This is a genomic window from Sphingobium chlorophenolicum (genome assembly GCF_000722875.1).
In the GTDB taxonomy this organism is placed as follows: Bacteria; Pseudomonadota; Alphaproteobacteria; order Sphingomonadales; family Sphingomonadaceae; genus Sphingobium; species Sphingobium chlorophenolicum.
The window spans coordinates 1-17,250 of record NZ_JFHR01000041.1 but is presented as its reverse complement, the minus strand read 5'-3'; the positions used below and the strand labels follow the sequence as shown (position 1 = coordinate 17,250).

The 17,250-nt window shown below is 62.3% G+C and carries 17 protein-coding genes; all 17 read right to left on the bottom strand.

The window, feature by feature from the left end:
* Window positions 1-10: 10 nt before the first annotated feature.
* The gene (locus BV95_RS15855; RefSeq protein ID WP_255265428.1) at window positions 11-718 is read right to left on the bottom strand and encodes a biotin--[acetyl-CoA-carboxylase] ligase; all 708 of its coding nucleotides are present in this window, start codon (window positions 716-718) and stop codon (window positions 11-13) included.
* Window positions 715-2,151 (bottom strand): NADH-quinone oxidoreductase subunit NuoN, encoded by a 1,437-nt coding sequence (nuoN, locus tag BV95_RS15850; RefSeq protein WP_037454050.1) that lies wholly within the window; start codon window positions 2,149-2,151, stop codon window positions 715-717. The genes BV95_RS15855 and nuoN overlap by 4 nt, the downstream gene beginning before the upstream one ends.
* Window positions 2,151-3,722 (bottom strand): NADH-quinone oxidoreductase subunit M, encoded by a 1,572-nt coding sequence (locus BV95_RS15845; protein WP_037454048.1) that lies wholly within the window; start codon window positions 3,720-3,722, stop codon window positions 2,151-2,153. The genes nuoN and BV95_RS15845 overlap by 1 nt, the downstream gene beginning before the upstream one ends.
* Window positions 3,722-5,797, bottom strand: coding sequence for an NADH-quinone oxidoreductase subunit L (nuoL, locus tag BV95_RS15840; protein ID WP_037454045.1), 2,076 nt, complete (start codon window positions 5,795-5,797; stop codon window positions 3,722-3,724). Before nuoL ends, BV95_RS15845 begins: the two co-directional genes overlap by 1 nt.
* Window positions 5,798-5,803: 6 nt before the next feature.
* Complete coding sequence (nuoK, locus tag BV95_RS15835; RefSeq protein WP_004211745.1) at window positions 5,804-6,109, bottom strand: NADH-quinone oxidoreductase subunit NuoK; 306 nt, start codon at window positions 6,107-6,109, stop codon at window positions 5,804-5,806.
* Between the two features lie 106 nt (window positions 6,110-6,215).
* A complete protein-coding gene (locus BV95_RS15830; RefSeq protein WP_037454043.1) occupies window positions 6,216-6,827 on the bottom strand; it encodes an NADH-quinone oxidoreductase subunit J in 612 nt (203 codons plus the stop codon).
* Window positions 6,828-6,856: 29 nt separating this feature from the next.
* A complete protein-coding gene (gene nuoI, locus BV95_RS15825; protein ID WP_022682896.1) occupies window positions 6,857-7,342 on the bottom strand; it encodes an NADH-quinone oxidoreductase subunit NuoI in 486 nt (161 codons plus the stop codon).
* Window positions 7,339-8,388, bottom strand: a complete 1,050-nt coding sequence (gene nuoH, locus BV95_RS15820; protein ID WP_037454040.1) for an NADH-quinone oxidoreductase subunit NuoH — start codon at window positions 8,386-8,388, stop codon at window positions 7,339-7,341. The genes nuoI and nuoH overlap by 4 nt, the downstream gene beginning before the upstream one ends.
* Window positions 8,385-10,391: an NADH-quinone oxidoreductase subunit NuoG gene (gene nuoG / locus BV95_RS15815; RefSeq protein WP_037454038.1), complete on the bottom strand. Its 2,007-nt coding sequence runs from the start codon at window positions 10,389-10,391 to the stop codon at window positions 8,385-8,387. Before nuoG ends, nuoH begins: the two co-directional genes overlap by 4 nt.
* Window positions 10,391-11,122 (bottom strand): hypothetical protein, encoded by a 732-nt coding sequence (locus BV95_RS15810; protein ID WP_037454035.1) that lies wholly within the window; start codon window positions 11,120-11,122, stop codon window positions 10,391-10,393. The genes nuoG and BV95_RS15810 overlap by 1 nt, the downstream gene beginning before the upstream one ends.
* Window positions 11,119-12,435 carry an NADH-quinone oxidoreductase subunit NuoF gene (nuoF, locus tag BV95_RS15805; protein ID WP_037454031.1) on the bottom strand — a complete coding sequence of 439 codons (1,317 nt, stop codon included), beginning with the start codon at window positions 12,433-12,435 and terminating at the stop codon, window positions 11,119-11,121. The genes BV95_RS15810 and nuoF overlap by 4 nt, the downstream gene beginning before the upstream one ends.
* A gap of 154 nt (window positions 12,436-12,589) precedes the next feature.
* Window positions 12,590-13,258, bottom strand: a complete 669-nt coding sequence (nuoE, locus tag BV95_RS15800; protein ID WP_037454028.1) for an NADH-quinone oxidoreductase subunit NuoE — start codon at window positions 13,256-13,258, stop codon at window positions 12,590-12,592.
* Window positions 13,258-14,493, bottom strand: a complete 1,236-nt coding sequence (locus BV95_RS15795; protein ID WP_013847135.1) for an NADH-quinone oxidoreductase subunit D — start codon at window positions 14,491-14,493, stop codon at window positions 13,258-13,260. Before BV95_RS15795 ends, nuoE begins: the two co-directional genes overlap by 1 nt.
* Window positions 14,493-15,269: an NADH-quinone oxidoreductase subunit C gene (locus BV95_RS15790; RefSeq protein ID WP_037454025.1), complete on the bottom strand. Its 777-nt coding sequence runs from the start codon at window positions 15,267-15,269 to the stop codon at window positions 14,493-14,495. Before BV95_RS15790 ends, BV95_RS15795 begins: the two co-directional genes overlap by 1 nt.
* 1 nt (window position 15,270) lies before the next feature.
* A complete protein-coding gene (locus BV95_RS15785; protein WP_013847137.1) occupies window positions 15,271-15,825 on the bottom strand; it encodes a NuoB/complex I 20 kDa subunit family protein in 555 nt (184 codons plus the stop codon).
* On the bottom strand, window positions 15,816-16,190 hold the full coding sequence (locus BV95_RS15780; protein ID WP_013847138.1) for an NADH-quinone oxidoreductase subunit A: 375 nt from the start codon (window positions 16,188-16,190) through the stop codon (window positions 15,816-15,818). The genes BV95_RS15785 and BV95_RS15780 overlap by 10 nt, the downstream gene beginning before the upstream one ends.
* 129 nt (window positions 16,191-16,319) lie before the next feature.
* A complete protein-coding gene (locus BV95_RS15775) occupies window positions 16,320-17,132 on the bottom strand; it encodes an inositol monophosphatase family protein (RefSeq protein ID WP_013847139.1) in 813 nt (270 codons plus the stop codon).
* Between the last annotated feature and the right edge of the window lie 118 nt (window positions 17,133-17,250).

The window sequence follows — 17,250 nt, the reverse complement described above, 5'->3', positions numbered from 1 at the left end:
GGCCCGTCCCTCAGATGAGAAAGATATCGCCGGCATGAATGGCACGGCTCTGCCCATTCGCCAAGCGGAGGATCAGCATTCCGTGGCGGTCCAGCGTATCGAAGCTGCCCTCCACCGTTTCGCCGTCGGGCTGCACCACGCGCATCGGCGTGCCGGTCGGATGGGCGTTGAGCAACCAGTGTGTCCGCACCGGTTCCAGCCCCTGCGCCCGCCAGATCGCCAGCCAATGGGCGAATAATTGCGCCAAGCGGACTTGCAGTGCCGCGGCGTCTGATTCCGTCGATCCTTGCGCGAAAAGGCTCGTCACCGGACGGTCCAGTCCCGTCGGATGTCCGGTCACATTGATGCCGATGCCCGCGACGATGGCGTCACCCGCCCGCTCCAGCAGGATTCCGGCGATCTTCGCACCGTCGACCAATATGTCGTTGGGCCATTTGATCCGCGCCTGCCCCGCGCAAAGCGGCGCCACCAGCGCATGCACGGCATTGGCGGCGACCAGCGCCAGCGTATGGGGCAGCGGATCTCCGTCCCGCAGGCGGATCACGGTCGAGCAGTAAAGATTGCCGTCGGGGCTTTCCCAATCGCGCCCCATGCGCCCGCGCCCGCCGGTCTGGCGCCCTGCACGCAGCCAGCATCCCTCCGAAACGCCCTGCTCCACCAAGGCCAGCATGTCGGCGTTGGTGGAGCCAGTCTCCTCTACGAAGCGAAGATCGGTCAGAACAGCGACGCCGCTGCCGCCGCGCTCGCCCTGTCGAGCAGCGGATTGAGGAAATAACCGAAGACGATCACCGCCGCGCACGCCGTCAGGATGACATTCTCGACAGCCCCGCCGCGCGCTTCATAGGGCGCGGCCGGTTCGTCGAAATAGATCGTCTTGATGATCTTCAGATAATAGAATGCGCCGATCACCGACATGGCGATGCCGAAGGCCGCCAGCGCCGTCAGGCCCGCCGCGACCGCCGCATCGAACACCAGGAACTTCGCCCAGAAGCCGAAGAGCGGCGGAATGCCCGCCATGGAGAACATGAAGATCGCCAGAGCCGCGGCCAGACCCTTGCGCGAACGCGACAGACCCGCAAGGCTGGCGATGGTTTCGACCGGACGGCCCTCCGCATCGCGCATCTGGAGGATGCAGGCAAAGCCGCCGATGGTCATGACGACATAGATGGCCATGTAGCTCATCGTCGCCGCCGCGCCCGCTGGCGTGCCGGTGGCCAGGCCGATCAGCGCGAAGCCGACATTGTTGATCGACGAATAGGCCATCAGGCGCTTGATGTTGGTCTGGCCGATCGCCGCGACCGCGCCGAAGAGGATCGAAGCCAGTGCGACGAAAATCACCACCTGCTGCCATTGCAGACCTGCCGGGCCGAGCGCCTCTATCGCCACGCGGACGGTGAGGCCGATGGCCGCCACCTTGGGCGCGCTGGCGAAGAAGGTGGTGACCGGGGTCGGCGCGCCTTCATAGACGTCGGGCGTCCACATGTGGAACGGCACGGCGCTGATCTTGAACGCAAGGCCCGCCAGCACGAAGACCAGGCCGAACAACTCGCCCTTCGACACGCCTTCGCTCAGCGCGACCGCGATGCCGTCAAAACCGGTGCTGCCAGTGAAGCCATAGAGCAGGGCCGAACCGTAGAGCAGGATGCCGCTCGCCAGCGAACCCAGGACGAAATATTTGAGGCCCGCTTCCGACGACCGCTCGTCCTGGCGCATGAAGCTTGCCAGCACATAGGCTGCGAGGGACTGCATTTCGAGCCCGACATAGAGGGTCAGCAGATCGCCCGCCGACACCATCATGCCCATGCCGATGGATGAGAAGAGGATCAGCACCGGATATTCCGGACGCGGTACGCCGCCGACCGAGAAATAACGGGGAGCCAGCAGGATCGCCGCCGCCGCCGCGCCATAGATCAGCGCCTTGGCGAAAACGGAGAAGGCGTCGGCCCGGACCAGCCCGTCGAAGGCGTCGGGACCATGGGCGAGCGAACAGGACAGCGCCAGACCGGCCGCCGCCAGCGTCAGCACCGCCAGCCAGTTGACGATGCGCGCCGTGGCATCGCCGCCATAGGCCGCGATCAGCATCAGGATCAGGCCACCGGCCGTCAGTATCAGTTCCGGCAGGACCGCCAGAAGGGAAGCGGAATCAATCATCAGTGCGCCTCCCCCGACGCTTCTTCATGAGATGTTGCAGTTGCTTCTTCATGATGGGCGTCCTCGACAGGCTTGGGCGCGCCCAGTTTGATCCGGGAATCTCCAGCCGGAGCGGCAGGGGCAAGGCGGGCTTCCAGAGCGCGGATATCCGGACGCATCGGCGCCAGGAAGCTCTCCGGATAGACGCCCATCCACAGCACAGCCGCGGCGATGGGCGCCAACAGCCAGAGTTCACGCATCGACAGGTCGGGCATGGCCGCCGCGTCCGCATTCTTCTGCTCGCCATAACAGATTCGGCGATAGAGATAGAGCATATAGGCCGCGCCCAGGATGATGCCCGTGGTGGCGACCAGCGCAACCCAGCTCGACGCCTGATAGATGCCCATCAGCGACAGGAATTCACCGACGAAATTGCTGGTGCCCGGTAGGCCCACCGACGCCATGGTGAACAGCATGAACAGAACCGCATATCTCGGCATGTTGATGCTAAGGCCGCCATAGCGGTTGATCTCCCGCGTATGCAGGCGGTCGTAGATGACGCCGACACACAGGAACAGCGCGCCCGACACCAGACCATGGCCCAGCATCACCATCATCGCGCCTTCCAGGCCCGCCTGATTGAAGGCGAACAGGCCGATGGTGACGATGGCCATATGCGCGACCGACGAATAGGCGATCAGCTTCTTCATGTCCGACTGCACCAGCGCGACGAGGCTGGTATAGACCACCGCGACCATCGACAGGCCCCAGACCAGCGGCGCAAGCTGCGCGGACGCTTCCGGGAACATCGGCAGCGAGAAGCGGATGAAGCCGTAACCGCCCATCTTCAGCAGCACGCCCGCCAGGATGACCGAACCGGCGGTCGGCGCCTGGACGTGCGCGTCGGGAAGCCAGGTGTGGACCGGCCACATCGGCATCTTCACCGCGAAGCTGGCGAAGAAGGCCAGCCACAGCCAGGTCTGGATATGCGGATCGAAATTATACGCCATCAGCGTCGGAATGTCGGTCGTGCCCGCTTCATGCACCATCCACATCATCGCGATCAGCATCAGGACCGAGCCGAGCAGCGTGTAGAGGAAGAATTTATACGAAGCGTAGATGCGATCCGCGCCGCCCCAGATGCCGATGATCAGGTACATCGGGATCAGGCCGGCTTCGAACATGATGTAGAAAAGGTAGAGATCCTGCGCCGTGAAGACGCCGATCATCAGCACCTCCATGAACAGGAAGGCCGCCATATATTCCTGCACGCGCTTTTCGATCGCAAGCCAGCTTGCGCCGATGCAGATCGGCATCAGGAAAACGGTCAGCGCGATCAGCAGCAGCGCGATGCCGTCTATGCCGAGCGCCCAGGCGAAGCGACCGAAGATCGGCGCATATTCCTGGAACTGCCACTGAGCGGCGCCCCCCGACTGGTCGAAGTTCATCCAGAGGATGACGCCCAGCGCCAAATCGGCCAGCGTTGCCAGCAGCGCGATCCAGCGGGCCTGGTTGGCGCCTGCGAACAGACAGGCGATGGCCCCCGCCATCGGCACTGCCATCATCAGGGAAAGGATGGGGAAGCCGTCCATTATCGTGTCATCGCCCAGGTTGCGGCCGCGGCGAGGCCGATCAGCATCACCAGCGCGTAGGTATAGAGGTAGCCGGACTGAAGCCGACGGGTGACTTTGTTGCCCTGCACGACCAGCGCGGCGAGGCCATTGGGCCCAAAGCGGTCGATGAAGCCCACGTCACCGAACTTCCAGAAGAAGCGGCCGATGGCGAAGGCAGGCTTGACGAAGAGGAAATTGTACAGTTCGTCGAAATACCATTTGTTGAGCAAGAACTGATACAGCGCGCCGAAGGTCGCGACGAAGCGCTGCGGCCAGTCGGTGAACTTGAGATAGGCCAGCCAGGCGATCACCAGACCGGTCAGCATCACCGTGAACGGGCCGAACTTGACCCAGGTCGGCACTTCATGCGCGGCGTGCATCAGATGGCTGTCGAACGCGAGCGCGCCCTTCCAGAATTCGATGCCGCCCTCCGGACCGATGAACTGATCATGGAAGGCGAAGCCCGCGAACACCGCGCCCAGGCTCAACACCACGAGCGGTAGCAGCATGACCCAGGGGCTTTCATGCGGGTGATAGCCAGCCGTGCCGGTCTGCTCATGACCATGACCATGATCGTCATGGGCATGGGCATGCGCGTGCGCGTCATGGCCATGGCCGTCATGAACGGTTTCTTCCTCCGGCGATTCATGATGGCCGTGGACGGCGTGCTGAATATGCTCCGACGCGGCCCAGCGCGGCTTGCCGAAGAAGGTCAGGAACACGAGACGCCATGAATAGAAGCTGGTGAGCAATGCCGCGAACACGCCCACCAGATAGGCGCCGACGCCCGCACCGCCCGAAGCATAAGCCGCTTCGAGAATGCCGTCCTTCGAATAGAAACCGGCAAAACCAACGCCGACGAGCGGAAGGCCGACGCCGGTGATCGCCAGCGTGCCCAGCGTCATCGTCCAGAAGGTGATCGGAATCTCCTTCCGCAGCGCGCCATAGTAACGCATGTCCTGTTCATGGTGCATCGCATGGATGACCGAACCCGCGCCCAGGAACAGCAGCGCCTTGAAGAAGGCGTGGGTGAAGAGGTGGAACATCGCCGCGCCATAAGCGCCGACGCCCGCCGCAAAGAACATGTAACCAAGCTGCGAGCAGGTCGAATAGGCGATAACGCGCTTGATATCGGTCTGCACCGTACCGACGGTCGCCGCGAACAGGCAGGTGGCGGCACCGATGATGGTGACGAAGTGCAGCGCCGTCGGACTGACCTCGAACATCGGAGACAGGCGGCACACCATGAACACGCCCGCGGTCACCATGGTCGCCGCGTGGATCAGCGCCGACACCGGGGTCGGACCTTCCATCGCATCCGGTAGCCAGGTGTGGAGGCCAAGCTGCGCCGACTTGCCCATCGCGCCGACGAACAGCAGCAGGCAAAGCACGGTCATGGTGTCGAACCGGTGACCCAGGAACCCGATGGTCGAACCCGCCATGGAAGGCGCGGCGGCCAGGATTTCCGGGATCGAGATGGTGTTGAACACCAGATATGTGCCGAAAATGCCCATCATGAAGCCAAGGTCGCCGACGCGGTTGACGACGAACGCCTTGATCGCGGCGGCATTGGCGGAGGGTTTGCGGAACCAGAAACCGATCAGCAGATAGGATGCCAGACCGACGCCTTCCCAGCCGAAGAACATCTGGAGCAGGTTGTTCGCCGTCACGAGCATCAGCATCGCGAAGGTGAAGAGCGACAGATAGGCGAAGAAGCGCGGCTGATCCGGCTCCTCCTCCATATAGCCCCAGCTATAGAGGTGAACGAGGCTGGACACGCTGGTGATGACCACCAGCATGACGGCGGTCATCGTGTCGACCCGCAGCGCCCATTGGGCGTCGAAGCTACCCGACTGGATCCAGGTGAAGACCGGCGCCACATAGGGTTCGGCGTGACCGGTCAGGAAGCTGATGAAAATCGGCCAGCTCATCGCGCAGGATGCGAACAGCGCGCCGGTGGTGACGATCTTTGCGGGCAGCTTGCCAAGGGCCTTGTTGCCGAGGCCCGCGATGGCAGCAGCTAGCAACGGGAGAAGGACGATAAGCTGGATCATCGAGCTTCAGCCCTTCATCCGGTTGACATCGTCGACGGCGATGGTGCCGCGACCACGGAAGTAAATGACGAGGATGGCAAGGCCGATGGCCGCCTCACCCGCCGCGACGGTCAGCACGAACATGCTGAACACCTGGCCCACCAGATCGCCGAGGAAGGCGCTGAAGGCGACGAGGTTGATGTTCACGCTGAGCAGGATCAGTTCGATCGCCATCAGGATGATGATGACGTTCTTGCGGTTGATGAAGATGCCCAGCACGCCCATCACGAAGAGGATCGCGCTGACGACCATATAATGCTGAAGGCCGATCATGCCTTGATCTCCCTCTTTCCGTTCGCTTCGAGCGAAGTCGAGAAGCGGTTGCGCATGCGGTTCTCGACTTTGCTCGAACCGAACGGAGGTGGGGTAGTGCGGCCGATCACAGCTCCACCCCCTGCCCTACGGGCTGATTGACGTTGTGCACGGCATCCTGCGGACGGCGGCGGTTCTGCTTCGCGACATTCTGGCCACGGACGCCGCCGCGAGCGCGATGGGTCAGCACGATCGCGCCGATCATCGCCACCAGCAGGACGATGCCCGCCGCTTCGAACAGGAAGATGTAGCGGGTGTAGAGCAGCCCGCCGATCGCCTGGATGTTGGAAAGCTCCGGGTTCACCGGCGCGGCGCGCTGCGCCAGTTCGATGGGACCGGCGCTCCACAGGCCGATGCCCAGGACAATCTCAGCCAGCAGCACGAAAGCGATCAGCAGCCCGAACGGCAGATAATTGACGAAACCGGCGCGTAGTTCGGCAAAGTCGATGTCGAGCATCATGACCACGAACAGGAACAGCACGGCGACCGCACCGACATAGACGATGACGAGCAGCATCGCGATGAATTCTGCGCCCAGCAGGACCATCAGGCCCGCCGCGTTGAAGAAGGCCATGATCAGCCAGAGGACCGAATGGACCGGATTGCGCGACAATATCGTGAGCGCGCCGCTGCTCACCACCAAAATGGCGAACAGGTAGAAGGCGAGGACGTGAATCACAGGATCATATTCCCTTTGACGCCGGCGGCTTAACGATAGGGTGCATCGGCGGCAAGGTTCGCGGCAATCGCCCGCTCCCACTTGTCGCCATTTTCGAGGAGCTTGGCCTTGTCGTAGATCAGCTCCTCGCGGGTTTCGGTCGAGAACTCGAAATTCGGCCCCTCGACGACCGCGTCCACCGGGCAGGCTTCCTGACAGAAGCCGCAATAGATGCACTTGGTCATGTCGATGTCGTAGCGCGTGGTGCGACGGCTGCCGTCCTCGCGCGGCTGCGCCTCGATGGTGATCGCCTGCGCCGGGCAGATCGCCTCGCACAGCTTGCACGCGATGCAGCGCTCTTCCCCGTTGGGATAGCGGCGCAGCGCATGCTCACCCCGGAATCGCGGCGAAATCGGGTTCTTCTCATAGGGATAGTTGATGGTCGCCTTGGGCTTGAAGAAATATTTCAAGGTCAGGGCGTGCGCCTTCACAAACTCCCAGAGGGTGAAGCTCTTGACGTAGTAACCGAGGCTCATTGTGCGCCTCCATAGCGCGTCAGCATGAGGAAGCCCGAAACCAGGAAGACGAAGAAGAGCGAGGTCGGCAGGAATATCTTCCAGCCCAGCCGCATCAGTTGGTCGTAACGGTAACGGGGCACCGTCGCCTTCACCCAGGAGAAGACGAAGAAGAAGAAGAGGATCTTGGCAAGGAACCAGATGATGCCTGGCACCAGATAAAGCGGCGCCCAATCGAACGGCGGCAGATATCCGCCCCAGAACAGAATGGCGTTCAGGCCGCACATCAGGATCACGTTCGCATATTCGCCAAGCCAAAACAGGGCGAAGGCCATGGACGAATATTCGGTCTGGTAACCCGCGACCAGTTCCGATTCCGCTTCCGTAAGGTCGAAGGGCGCGCGGCCGGTTTCCGCCATGGCCGATATCAGGAACATGATCGCCATCGGAAAGAGCAACGGATTGAAGCCGTTGCCGTTCAGGAAACCATAATAGCCCCGCTGGCTCTCCACGATGGCGGTCAGGTTGAAGCTGCCGGCCCAGAGCACGACACAAACCAGGATGAAGCCGATCGAGACTTCATAGCTGATCATCTGCGCGCTGGCGCGGATCGCGGAATAGAAGGGATATTTGGAGTTGGACGCCCAGCCCGACAGCACCACGCCATAGACGCCGAGCGACGAGATGGCGAGGATGTAGAGCAGGCCGACATTGATGTTGGCGACCACAACGCCGACCTGGAACGGGATCACCGCCCAGGCGATCAGCGCCACCGTGAAGGTGATGATCGGCGCGATCAGGAACAGCGTCCGGTTGGCCGCTGAAGGGATGATGGTTTCTTGCAGGAACACCTTGGCGCCGTCCGCGAAGGACTGGAGCAGGCCGAAGGGACCGACGACGTTCGGACCGCGACGCAGCGCCATCGCCGCCCAGATCTTGCGGTCGGCATAAATGATCATCGCCACCGCCAGCATCAGCGGCAGGGCGATCACCAATATGCCGATGATCGTCGACAGCAGCCAGGCGCCCTCGAAAGGCAGACCGAGATTCTGGAAGAAAGCGGTCACTCTGCGGCCTCCGCATAGGTCTGACCATGGATCAGTTCCGCCGAGCATTGCTGCATCGTCGGGCTGGCGCGGCAGATGGCGTTGGTCAGGTAGAAATCCTTGATCGGCGAACCGAATTCACCGGTCGCGCCGGTCGGCAGCGACGGGACTGACCAGCCATAATCGGCCAGCCCCTCTACGCCCAGCGCCGGAACCGCCCTGGCCATTTCGGCACGAAGCTGCTCGAAGCTGTCGAACGGCAGCGTCGCCCCCAACACTTCGGACAGGGCACGCAGGATCGACCAGTCCTCGCGGGCATCGCCCGGCGCGAACACGGCCTTTTCGCCGCGCTGCACCCGGCCTTCCAGATTAACGTAGGTGCCCGCCTTTTCGGCATAGCTTGCGCCCGGCAGGATCACGTCCGCCGCATGCGCGCCCTTGTCGCCATGGTGGCCGACATAGACCTTGAAGCTGTCCGGGAAAGCCGAATAGTCGGCTTCGTCCGCGCCCAGCGAGAAGAGCAGCTTCGGCTTGGCAGCCGCGACCGCCTTAACGCCGCCGTCGGTCGCATAGCCGAGCATCAGCCCGCCCATGCGCGCCGCCGCGAAGTGCAGAACGTTATAGCCGTTCCAGCCGTCCTTGATCAGGCCCAGCGTCTCGACCAGCGCCAGCGTATCGCCATGCGCGCCATCCTTGGCCAGCACGCCGCCGCCGACGATCATCGCCGGACGCGCCGCCTTGCCGAACGCTTCCACCACCGCTTCCGGCAGCTTGGCAAGCAGCGATGCATCATTACCCAGCCACTCGACCTTGTAGGTCAGGTCGACCTGCGGGCCGAGGCCAAAGACCTTCGCGCCCTTCTTGATCGCCTTGCGGATGCGGGTGTTCACCAGCGGCGCTTCCCAGCGCAGATTGGTGCCGACCAGCAGGATCACATCAGCGGTCTCAATCCCGGGCAGTGTGGTGTTGAAGTTCACCGCGCTCAGGCTCGACACGTCATAGGCAAGGCCGGTCTGACGCCCTTCAAGCAGCGAACCGCCGAGTTTCTCGACCAGCACCTTGCCCGCGAACATCGTCTCGCAATCGAGCAAATCGCCCGCCAGCGCTGCGACCGAACCGCCATGCTTCACGTCGGCAATCGCGGCAAAAGCCTCATTCCAGGTCGCCGGAACCAGCTTGCCGTCCTTACGGACATAGGGCTTGTCGAGCCGCTTGCGCACCAGACCGTCGACATTGTGCCGGGTCTTGTCGCTCGCCCACTCCTCATTCACGTCGTCATTGATGCGCGGCACGGCGCGCAGCACCTGACGGCCCCGGCTGTCGAGACGAATGTTGGTGCCCACCGCGTCCATCACGTCGATGGCGTGGGTCTTCTTCAACTCCCAGGGGCGCGCCTCGAACGCATAAGGCTTGGAAGTCAGTGCGCCGACCGGGCAAAGATCGACCACATTGCCCGACAGCTCGCTCTTGGCGGCATGTTCGAGATAGGTGGTGATCTGCATATTTTCGCCGCGATAGATAGCGCCGATTTCCGGCACGCCTGCGACTTCCTCCGCAAAGCGCACGCAGCGGGTGCACTGGATGCAGCGGGTCATGACCGTCTTGACGATCGGCCCCATATATTTCTCGGTGACAGCTCGTTTATTCTCTTCGAAGCGGCTGCTGCCCTTGCCATAGGCGACCGACTGATCCTGAAGATCACATTCGCCACCCTGATCGCAGATCGGGCAGTCGAGCGGATGGTTGATGAGGAGGAACTCCATCACCCCTTCCCGCGCCTTCTTGACCATTTCGCTGTCTGTGCGGATTTCCTGACCTTCGCTGGCCGGGAGCGCGCACGAAGCCTGCGGCTTGGGCGGTCCGGGCTTCACCTCGACCAGGCACATGCGGCAATTGCCCGCGATGGACAGCCGCTCATGATAGCAGAAACGCGGGATTTCCTTCCCCGCCAGTTCGCAGGCCTGAAGAACCGTCGCCCCGGCCGGGACTTCCAGTTCTACGCCGTCTACTTTGACTTTAGGCATTAGTTATCCACCTTCAGGGTCACTACCCGCGCGTCCAACGGCGCGCCTGCAAGCCTGTAGAAGTTAAGGGCAAGCGATCCTCGCAACATCTCCCGACCGAAACTCATCTGGCCATCGCCAAGACATTCTCCCAACGGTGCCGACAATTCGTTGAAAGCGGCCCTTTCTTCCACCGTTCCGATGTCCGCGAGCAATAAACCCTGTGTCCGGTCGGGATTGCGACGGGCTACACATTCGCCAAAGCGGGAAAGAAAGAGAAAGGCTTGATCCTTCGCATATTCTTCCTCCGCCTTTGCGGCCTTGCGACTTCCCTTTTTCAGGGAAGGATCAATCGGCTTTGGGATAGCATGGACAAGTGGTGGAACGCTCGTAAAATCAAAATGGCGGCGCACAGGATAATCCATGCGAACCAATGCGCCCGCCAGCGCATAGCGGAATTGGTCGCCGGTGAAAGTCATTTGAGCGCCCATACCGGCGTCCGTGCGATTCAAGCAATTCCCATCGATCAGGCGCGACGCGCTATGCAAAATGACATCATTCGACAAATTGCTCAAAACGACCGCCCGCCCAAGAGCGGCATTATGCTTCATCACACAATCGCCGAACTGAACTGTGATAGACCGTATCTTATTGATTTCTTTTAATGACTGCGCTTTCGCAAACGCAGGCTTGGACCCGCACAGAGCCAACCCAACCACAACTGCGCCGATTATGGGTCGCGCGAGCTTCACTCCGCTGCCTCCATGACGGGGGCGCTACCCTTATTCTCGTTGATCCGCCGCTCGATTTCCGGCCGGAAGTGCCGGATCAGGCCCTGGATCGGCCAAGCCGCCGCGTCGCCAAGCGCGCAGATGGTGTGGCCTTCGACCTGCTTGGTCACCTGATGGAGCATGTCGATTTCGCTGATGTCGGCATCGCCCGACCGCAGACGCTCCATCACCCGCCACATCCAGCCGGTGCCTTCGCGGCAGGGGGTGCACTGGCCGCAGCTCTCATGCTTGTAGAAATAGGAGAGACGCGAAATGGCGCGGACGATGTCGGTCGACTTGTCCATGACGATAACGGCGGCGGTGCCAAGGCCGGAGCCAAGCGCACGCAGGCCATCAAAATCCATCGGCGCGTCCATGATCTGCGCGGCGGGAACCAGCGGGACCGAGGAACCGCCGGGGATCACCGCCAGCAGATTGTCCCAGCCGCCGCGAATGCCGCCGCAATGCCGGTCGATCAGTTCCTTGAAGCTGATGCCCATCGATTCCTCGACGACGCAGGGCTTGTTCACATGGCCGCTGATCTGGAACAGCTTGGTGCCCTTGTTATTCTCCCGCCCGAAACTGGAGAACCATTCGGACCCGCGGCGCAGGATCGTCGGACCCACGGCGATGGATTCGACATTGTTCACCGTCGTCGGGCAGCCGTAGAGGCCCGCGCCCGCCGGGAAAGGCGGCTTCAGGCGCGGCTGGCCCTTCTTGCCCTCGATGCTTTCGATCTGCGCTGTTTCCTCGCCGCAAATATAGGCGCCCGCGCCGCGATGGACGAAGACGTCGAAATCATAGCCCGAACCGCAGGCGTTCTTGCCGAGAAAGCCCTTTTCATAGGCCTGCTCGACGGCAGCGAAGAGTATCTTCGCCTCATAGATAAACTCGCCGCGAATATAGATGTAGGCAGCGCGCGCCCGCATCGCGAAACCGGCGATCAGCGCGCCTTCAATCAGCTTGTGCGGATCGTGGCGGACGATTTCGCGGTCCTTGCACGAACCCGGCTCGGATTCGTCGGCGTTGATGACCAGGAAGCTCGGGCGGCCGTCCTTGCTTTCCTTGGGCATGAAGCTCCACTTCATGCCGGTCGGGAAGCCGGCGCCGCCACGACCGCGCAGGCCGCTGGCCTTGATGCGCTCGATGATCTCGTCCTGGCCGATTTCCATCAGCTTCTTGGTATTGTCCCAATCGCCGCGCTTCATCGCCGCGTCGATGCCCCAATCCTGGAAGCCATAGACGTTGGTGAAGATGCGATCCTTGTCGGCAAGGGGTGCGATGACGTCGCTCATGCGGCCACTCCAAACTCAAACCCGTTCGCCCTGAGTAGGGGCTGAGCGAAGTCGAAGACCCGTATCGAAGGGTCACGCGAAACATCTGTCCTTCGATACGCCGCTTCGACAAGCTCAGCGGCTACTTTGGACGAACGGAGAATGTTGGCGGCCATCACGCCCACTCCCCCCGATAATCATGATTCTCACCGACCATCTCTTTCAACGTGGTCGGCCCACCTTCCGGCGCGCTCGTCTGACGCTCGATCTGCGGCCCAATCTTAGGACTTTTGCCAGCGGCGAGATCGTCGAGGATCGCGCTCATGCTGTCATAGGTCAGGTCTTCGAAATTATCGTCGTTGATCTGAACCATCGGCGCGTTGGCGCAGGCACCGAGGCACTCGACCTCAGTCAGCGTGAACAGGCCGTCCGGCGTCGTGCCGCCCTTCACCAGACCCTTGTTCTTGCAGGCCGAGAACACGTCGTCGGAACCGCGCAACATGCAGGGCGTCGTGCCGCAGACCTGCACATGATAGCGGCCGACCGGCGCCAGATTGTACATGGTGTAGAAGGTCGCGACCTCGTAAACCCGCATGTACGGCATATCGAGCTGGTCGGCGATATATTCCATCACCGGCACCGGCAGCCAGCCGTTGGTCTGCGTTTCCGCCCCGACCTGACGCTGGGCCAGATCAAGCAACGGCATCACCGCCGACTGCTGACGACCGGCGGGATAGCGGGCGATGACCTTCTTCGCCTGTTCGGCGTTCTCGGCCGTCCAGGCGAACGCGCCCCAGCGCGCGCGGGTTTCGGCCTCGTCCGGGATATGAACTGCGTCAGCCATTAGCGGTCACATTCTCCAAACACGATGTCCATGGCGCCCAGGACAGCGGTCGTATCGGCCAGCATGTGGCCCTTCATCATGAAGTCCATCGCCTGAAGGTGCGAGAAAGCCGTCGGGCGGATCTTGCAGCGATAGGGCTTGTTGGAGCCGTCCGCGACCAGATAGACGCCGAACTCGCCCTTGGGGCTTTCGGTCGCGACATAGACTTCGCCCGCAGGCACGTGGAAGCCCTCGGTATAAAGCTTGAAGTGATGGATCAGCGCTTCCATCGACCGCTTCATCTCGCCACGCTTGGGCGGCGAAACCTTGCGGTCGAAGCTGGCGATCGGCCCTTCGGGCATTTCGCTCAAGCACTGCTTCATGATGCGGGCCGACTGGCGGACTTCCTCGACGCGGACCATGAAACGGTCATAGCAGTCGAAATTGGTGCCGACCGGAACGTCGAATTCCATCCGGTCATAGACGTCATAGGGCTGCGCCTTGCGGATGTCCCAGGGGATGCCGGAGCCACGGATCATCGGGCCGGAGAAGCCCCATTTCAGCGCGTCTTCCTTGGAGACGACAGCGATGTCGACATTGCGCTGCTTGAAGATGCGGTTGTCGACGACCAGGCTCATCGCATCCTCGAACAGGCGCGGCAGGCGCGTGTCGAGCCAGTCGGCAATGTCGGTCAGCAGCTTGAGCGGCACGTCCTGATGCACGCCCCCCGGCCGGAACCAGGCCGAGTGCATGCGGGCGCCCGAAGCGCGCTCGAAGAAGTTGAGGCAATCCTCGCGGATTTCGAACAGCCACAGGTTCGGCGTCATCGCGCCGACGTCCATGACGTGCGAACCCAGGTTCAGCATGTGGTTGCAGATGCGGGTCAGTTCCGCGAAGAACACGCGCAGATATTGCGCGCGCAGCGGCACTTCCAGGTTCAGCAGCTTCTCGATCGCCAGCACATAGCTGTGCTCCATGCCGAGCGGCGAACAATAGTCGAGCCGGTCGAAATAGGGCAGCGCCTGCAAATAGGTCTTATATTCGATCAGCTTTTCGGTGCCGCGATGCAACAGGCCGACATGCGGGTCGCAGCGTTCGACGATCTCGCCGTCCAGTTCCATGACCAGACGCAACACGCCGTGCGCCGCCGGGTGCTGCGGACCGAAGTTGATCGTGTAATTCTGGATTTCCGTGTCACCGAAGGACGGGTCCGCCGCATCGGTCAAATGGTCCAGCTTTTCCAGATAGTCGGACATCAGGCCTTGTCCTCAGACTTTTTGTTCGCCTCGCTGTCGGCAGGCTCCCCTGCTCCGCTGACGCCGGGCTTGTCCGTCGTCTTGGGCGTATCCGCCTTCGGCTCGCCCTTGGGCGCGGCTGGCGGTGGCGGCGGAGCAGGCGCGGCGCTCGGCGCGCCGGGCGCTTGCGGCGCCTTCTCGTCGCCCGGCAGCACATATTGCGCGCCTTCCCACGGGCTCATGAAGTCGAAGCTGCGGAAGTCCTGCGCCAGCCTCACCGGCTCATAGACGACGCGCTTGTCTTCCTCGGAATAGCGCAGTTCGACATAGCCGGTCAGCGGAAAGTCCTTGCGCTGCGGATGCCCCTTGAAACCATAGTCGGTCAGGATGCGGCGCAGGTCGGCGTTGCCCTCGAAGATCACGCCGTACATGTCGAACACTTCGCGCTCCAGCCAGCCGGCGACCGGCCAGAGGTGCGTGACGGTGGGAACGGGCCTGTCCTCGTCGGTCGAAACCTTGACGCGAATCCGGTGGTTCCGCGTGACGCTGAGCAGATGGTAGCAGACCTCGAACCGTTCGGGACGTTCAGGATAGTCGACGCCCGCAATTTCCATAAGCTGCTGATATTGCGCCTTGTCGTGCAGCGCGACCAAGGCATCGGCCAGCTTTTCGCGAACAACGGTGAAGCTCAGTTCATCGGCATGGTCGACGGTTTCGACCAGCATCGAACCCAGCAACCCGGCGATTTCCTGCGCGATCCCGTCGATGGTCGCGATCCTAGGAGCAGAATGACCCATATTAACGCTCAACTGTCCCGATCCGGCGGATCTTCCGCTGCAACTGCATCACGCCATAGAGCAAGGCTTCGGCGGTCGGCGGGCAACCCGGCACATAGATGTCGACCGGCACGATCCGGTCGCAGCCGCGCACTACCGAATAGCTGTAGTGATAATAGCCCCCGCCGTTCGCGCAGCTTCCCATCGAAATCACATATTTCGGATTGGACATCTGGTCGTAAACCTTGCGCAACGCCGGAGCCATCTTGTTGCACAGCGTTCCCGCCACGATCATCACGTCCGACTGGCGCGGGGAGGCGCGCGGCGCGGCGCCGAAACGCTCCATGTCGTAACGGGGCATGTTGACGTGGATCATCTCCACCGCGCAGCAGGCAAGGCCGAAGGTCATCCACCAGAGCGAGCCGGTGCGCGCCCACTGGAACAGTTCCTCGGTCGAGGTGACGAGGAAGCCCTTGTCGCTGACTTCGCTGTTCAGCGCGTTGAAGAAATCCTGGTCGGGCTGGGTCCCGGCGGGCAGCAAGGTGCCGGGCGCGGGCCGCTCAAGTTCTACTCCCAATCGAGTGCTCCCTTCTTCCACGCATAGACGAGGCCAAGCACAAGCTCCGCTATGAAGATCATCATCGTCGCCCAGCCGGCCCAGCCGATCTGGTCGAGGCTGACAGCCCAGGGAAAGAGGAACGCCGCTTCCAGATCGAAGATGATGAACAGGATCGCGACGAGGTAGAAGCGCACGTCGAACTGGCTGCGCGGTTCCTCGAAGGCCGGGAAGCCGCATTCATATTCGCTGAGCTTGGCTGGGTCCGGCTGATGCGCTCCGGTCAGGCGGCCCACCAGCATCGGCAGGAACACGAATGCACTGGACAGCAGCAGGGCGATCCCGAGAAATATCAGGATCGGCAGATATTCAGCTAGATCGACCAACGGTATCCCCTGGGTCAATGATTAATGAGGCGCGCTTTAAGCCCGGTGCATATGCGAAGCAAGGCCCGGAGGCATGAGAATGATTCGCAACAATGGCCGGGACTGAATCATCCTAATCAAAGCCGGGCTTCAGCGCAGCGCTCCAGCCACCAACTTATGTAATTTGCTGTGGATGGCGTCGTTGCCCGCGATGACTTCCTTGCGTTCTATCGCCTGATCGCCGCCGCGGAAGTCCGACACGAAACCGCCCGCTTCCCGCACCATGAGCAGCCCCGCCGCCACGTCCCAGGGCTGGAGACCGCTTTCCCAGAAGCCGTCATAGCGGCCGGAGGCGACATGGGCGAGGTCCAGCGAAGCCGCGCCGAAGCGGCGGATGCCCGCCACCGAAGGCCCCACCGCGCCGAAGATGCGCGTCCACTGCGCGAAATCGCCATGACCCATGAAAGGGATGCCGGTGGCGATCAGGCAATCGCCCAAATCGCGCCGCGCCGACACGCGCAGCCGCTGGTCGTGCCGCCATGCGCCCCGGCTCTTTTCCGCCCAATAGCTTTCGTCGGTGACGGGCTGGTAGATGAGGCCGGTCGTCACCTCCCGCTTGCCGCCGTAAAGCGGTTCCTCGACCGCGATGGAGATCGCGAAATGCGGGATGCCGTGGAGGAAATTGGTGGTGCCGTCGAGCGGATCGATGATCCAGCGCGGCTTGCTTGGATCGCCCGCGATCTCGCCGCCCTCCTCCAGCAGGAAACCCCAGTCGGGACGCGCCTTCTGCAATTCTTCCACCAGGGTCTTTTCGGCCTGCTGATCGGCCTTGGTCACGAAATCCGCCGGCCCCTTGCGGGACACCTGGAGATGTTCGACCTCGCCAAAGTCGCGGCGCAGTTTGGAGCCGGCTTTGCGCGCGGCGCGTTCCATGACGGTCAGAAGGCCGGAGTGCGATACCATTTTCTTGTCTCCCCCCTCCCGTAAACGGGAGGGGCCGGGGGTGGGTCGCCGCGCAAGCGGCGCTCTAAAAGGAGAGGGCAGGAAGCTCGCTGACGCTCGCCACCCACCCCCCTAACCC

Bases quoted from the DNA above. Each gene is read 5' to 3' on its own strand.
- nuoN (WP_037454050.1), bottom strand. From the start codon at position 2,151: ATGATTGATTCCGCTTCCCTTCTGGCGGTCCTGCCGGAACTGATACTG.
- BV95_RS15845 (WP_037454048.1), bottom strand. From the start codon at position 3,722: ATGGACGGCTTCCCCATCCTTTCCCTGATGATGGCAGTGCCGATGGCG.
- nuoL (WP_037454045.1), bottom strand. From the start codon at position 5,797: ATGATCCAGCTTATCGTCCTTCTCCCGTTGCTAGCTGCTGCCATCGCG.
- nuoK (WP_004211745.1), bottom strand. From the start codon at position 6,109: ATGATCGGCCTTCAGCATTATATGGTCGTCAGCGCGATCCTCTTCGTG.
- nuoI (WP_022682896.1), bottom strand. From the start codon at position 7,342: ATGAGCCTCGGTTACTACGTCAAGAGCTTCACCCTCTGGGAGTTTGTG.
- nuoG (WP_037454038.1), bottom strand. From the start codon at position 10,391: ATGCCTAAAGTCAAAGTAGACGGCGTAGAACTGGAAGTCCCGGCCGGG.
- nuoF (WP_037454031.1), bottom strand. From the start codon at position 12,435: ATGAGCGACGTCATCGCACCCCTTGCCGACAAGGATCGCATCTTCACC.
- nuoE (WP_037454028.1), bottom strand. From the start codon at position 13,258: ATGGCTGACGCAGTTCATATCCCGGACGAGGCCGAAACCCGCGCGCGC.
- BV95_RS15795 (WP_013847135.1), bottom strand. From the start codon at position 14,493: ATGTCCGACTATCTGGAAAAGCTGGACCATTTGACCGATGCGGCGGAC.
- BV95_RS15790 (WP_037454025.1), bottom strand. From the start codon at position 15,269: ATGGGTCATTCTGCTCCTAGGATCGCGACCATCGACGGGATCGCGCAG.
- BV95_RS15775 (WP_013847139.1), bottom strand. From the start codon at position 17,132: ATGGTATCGCACTCCGGCCTTCTGACCGTCATGGAACGCGCCGCGCGC.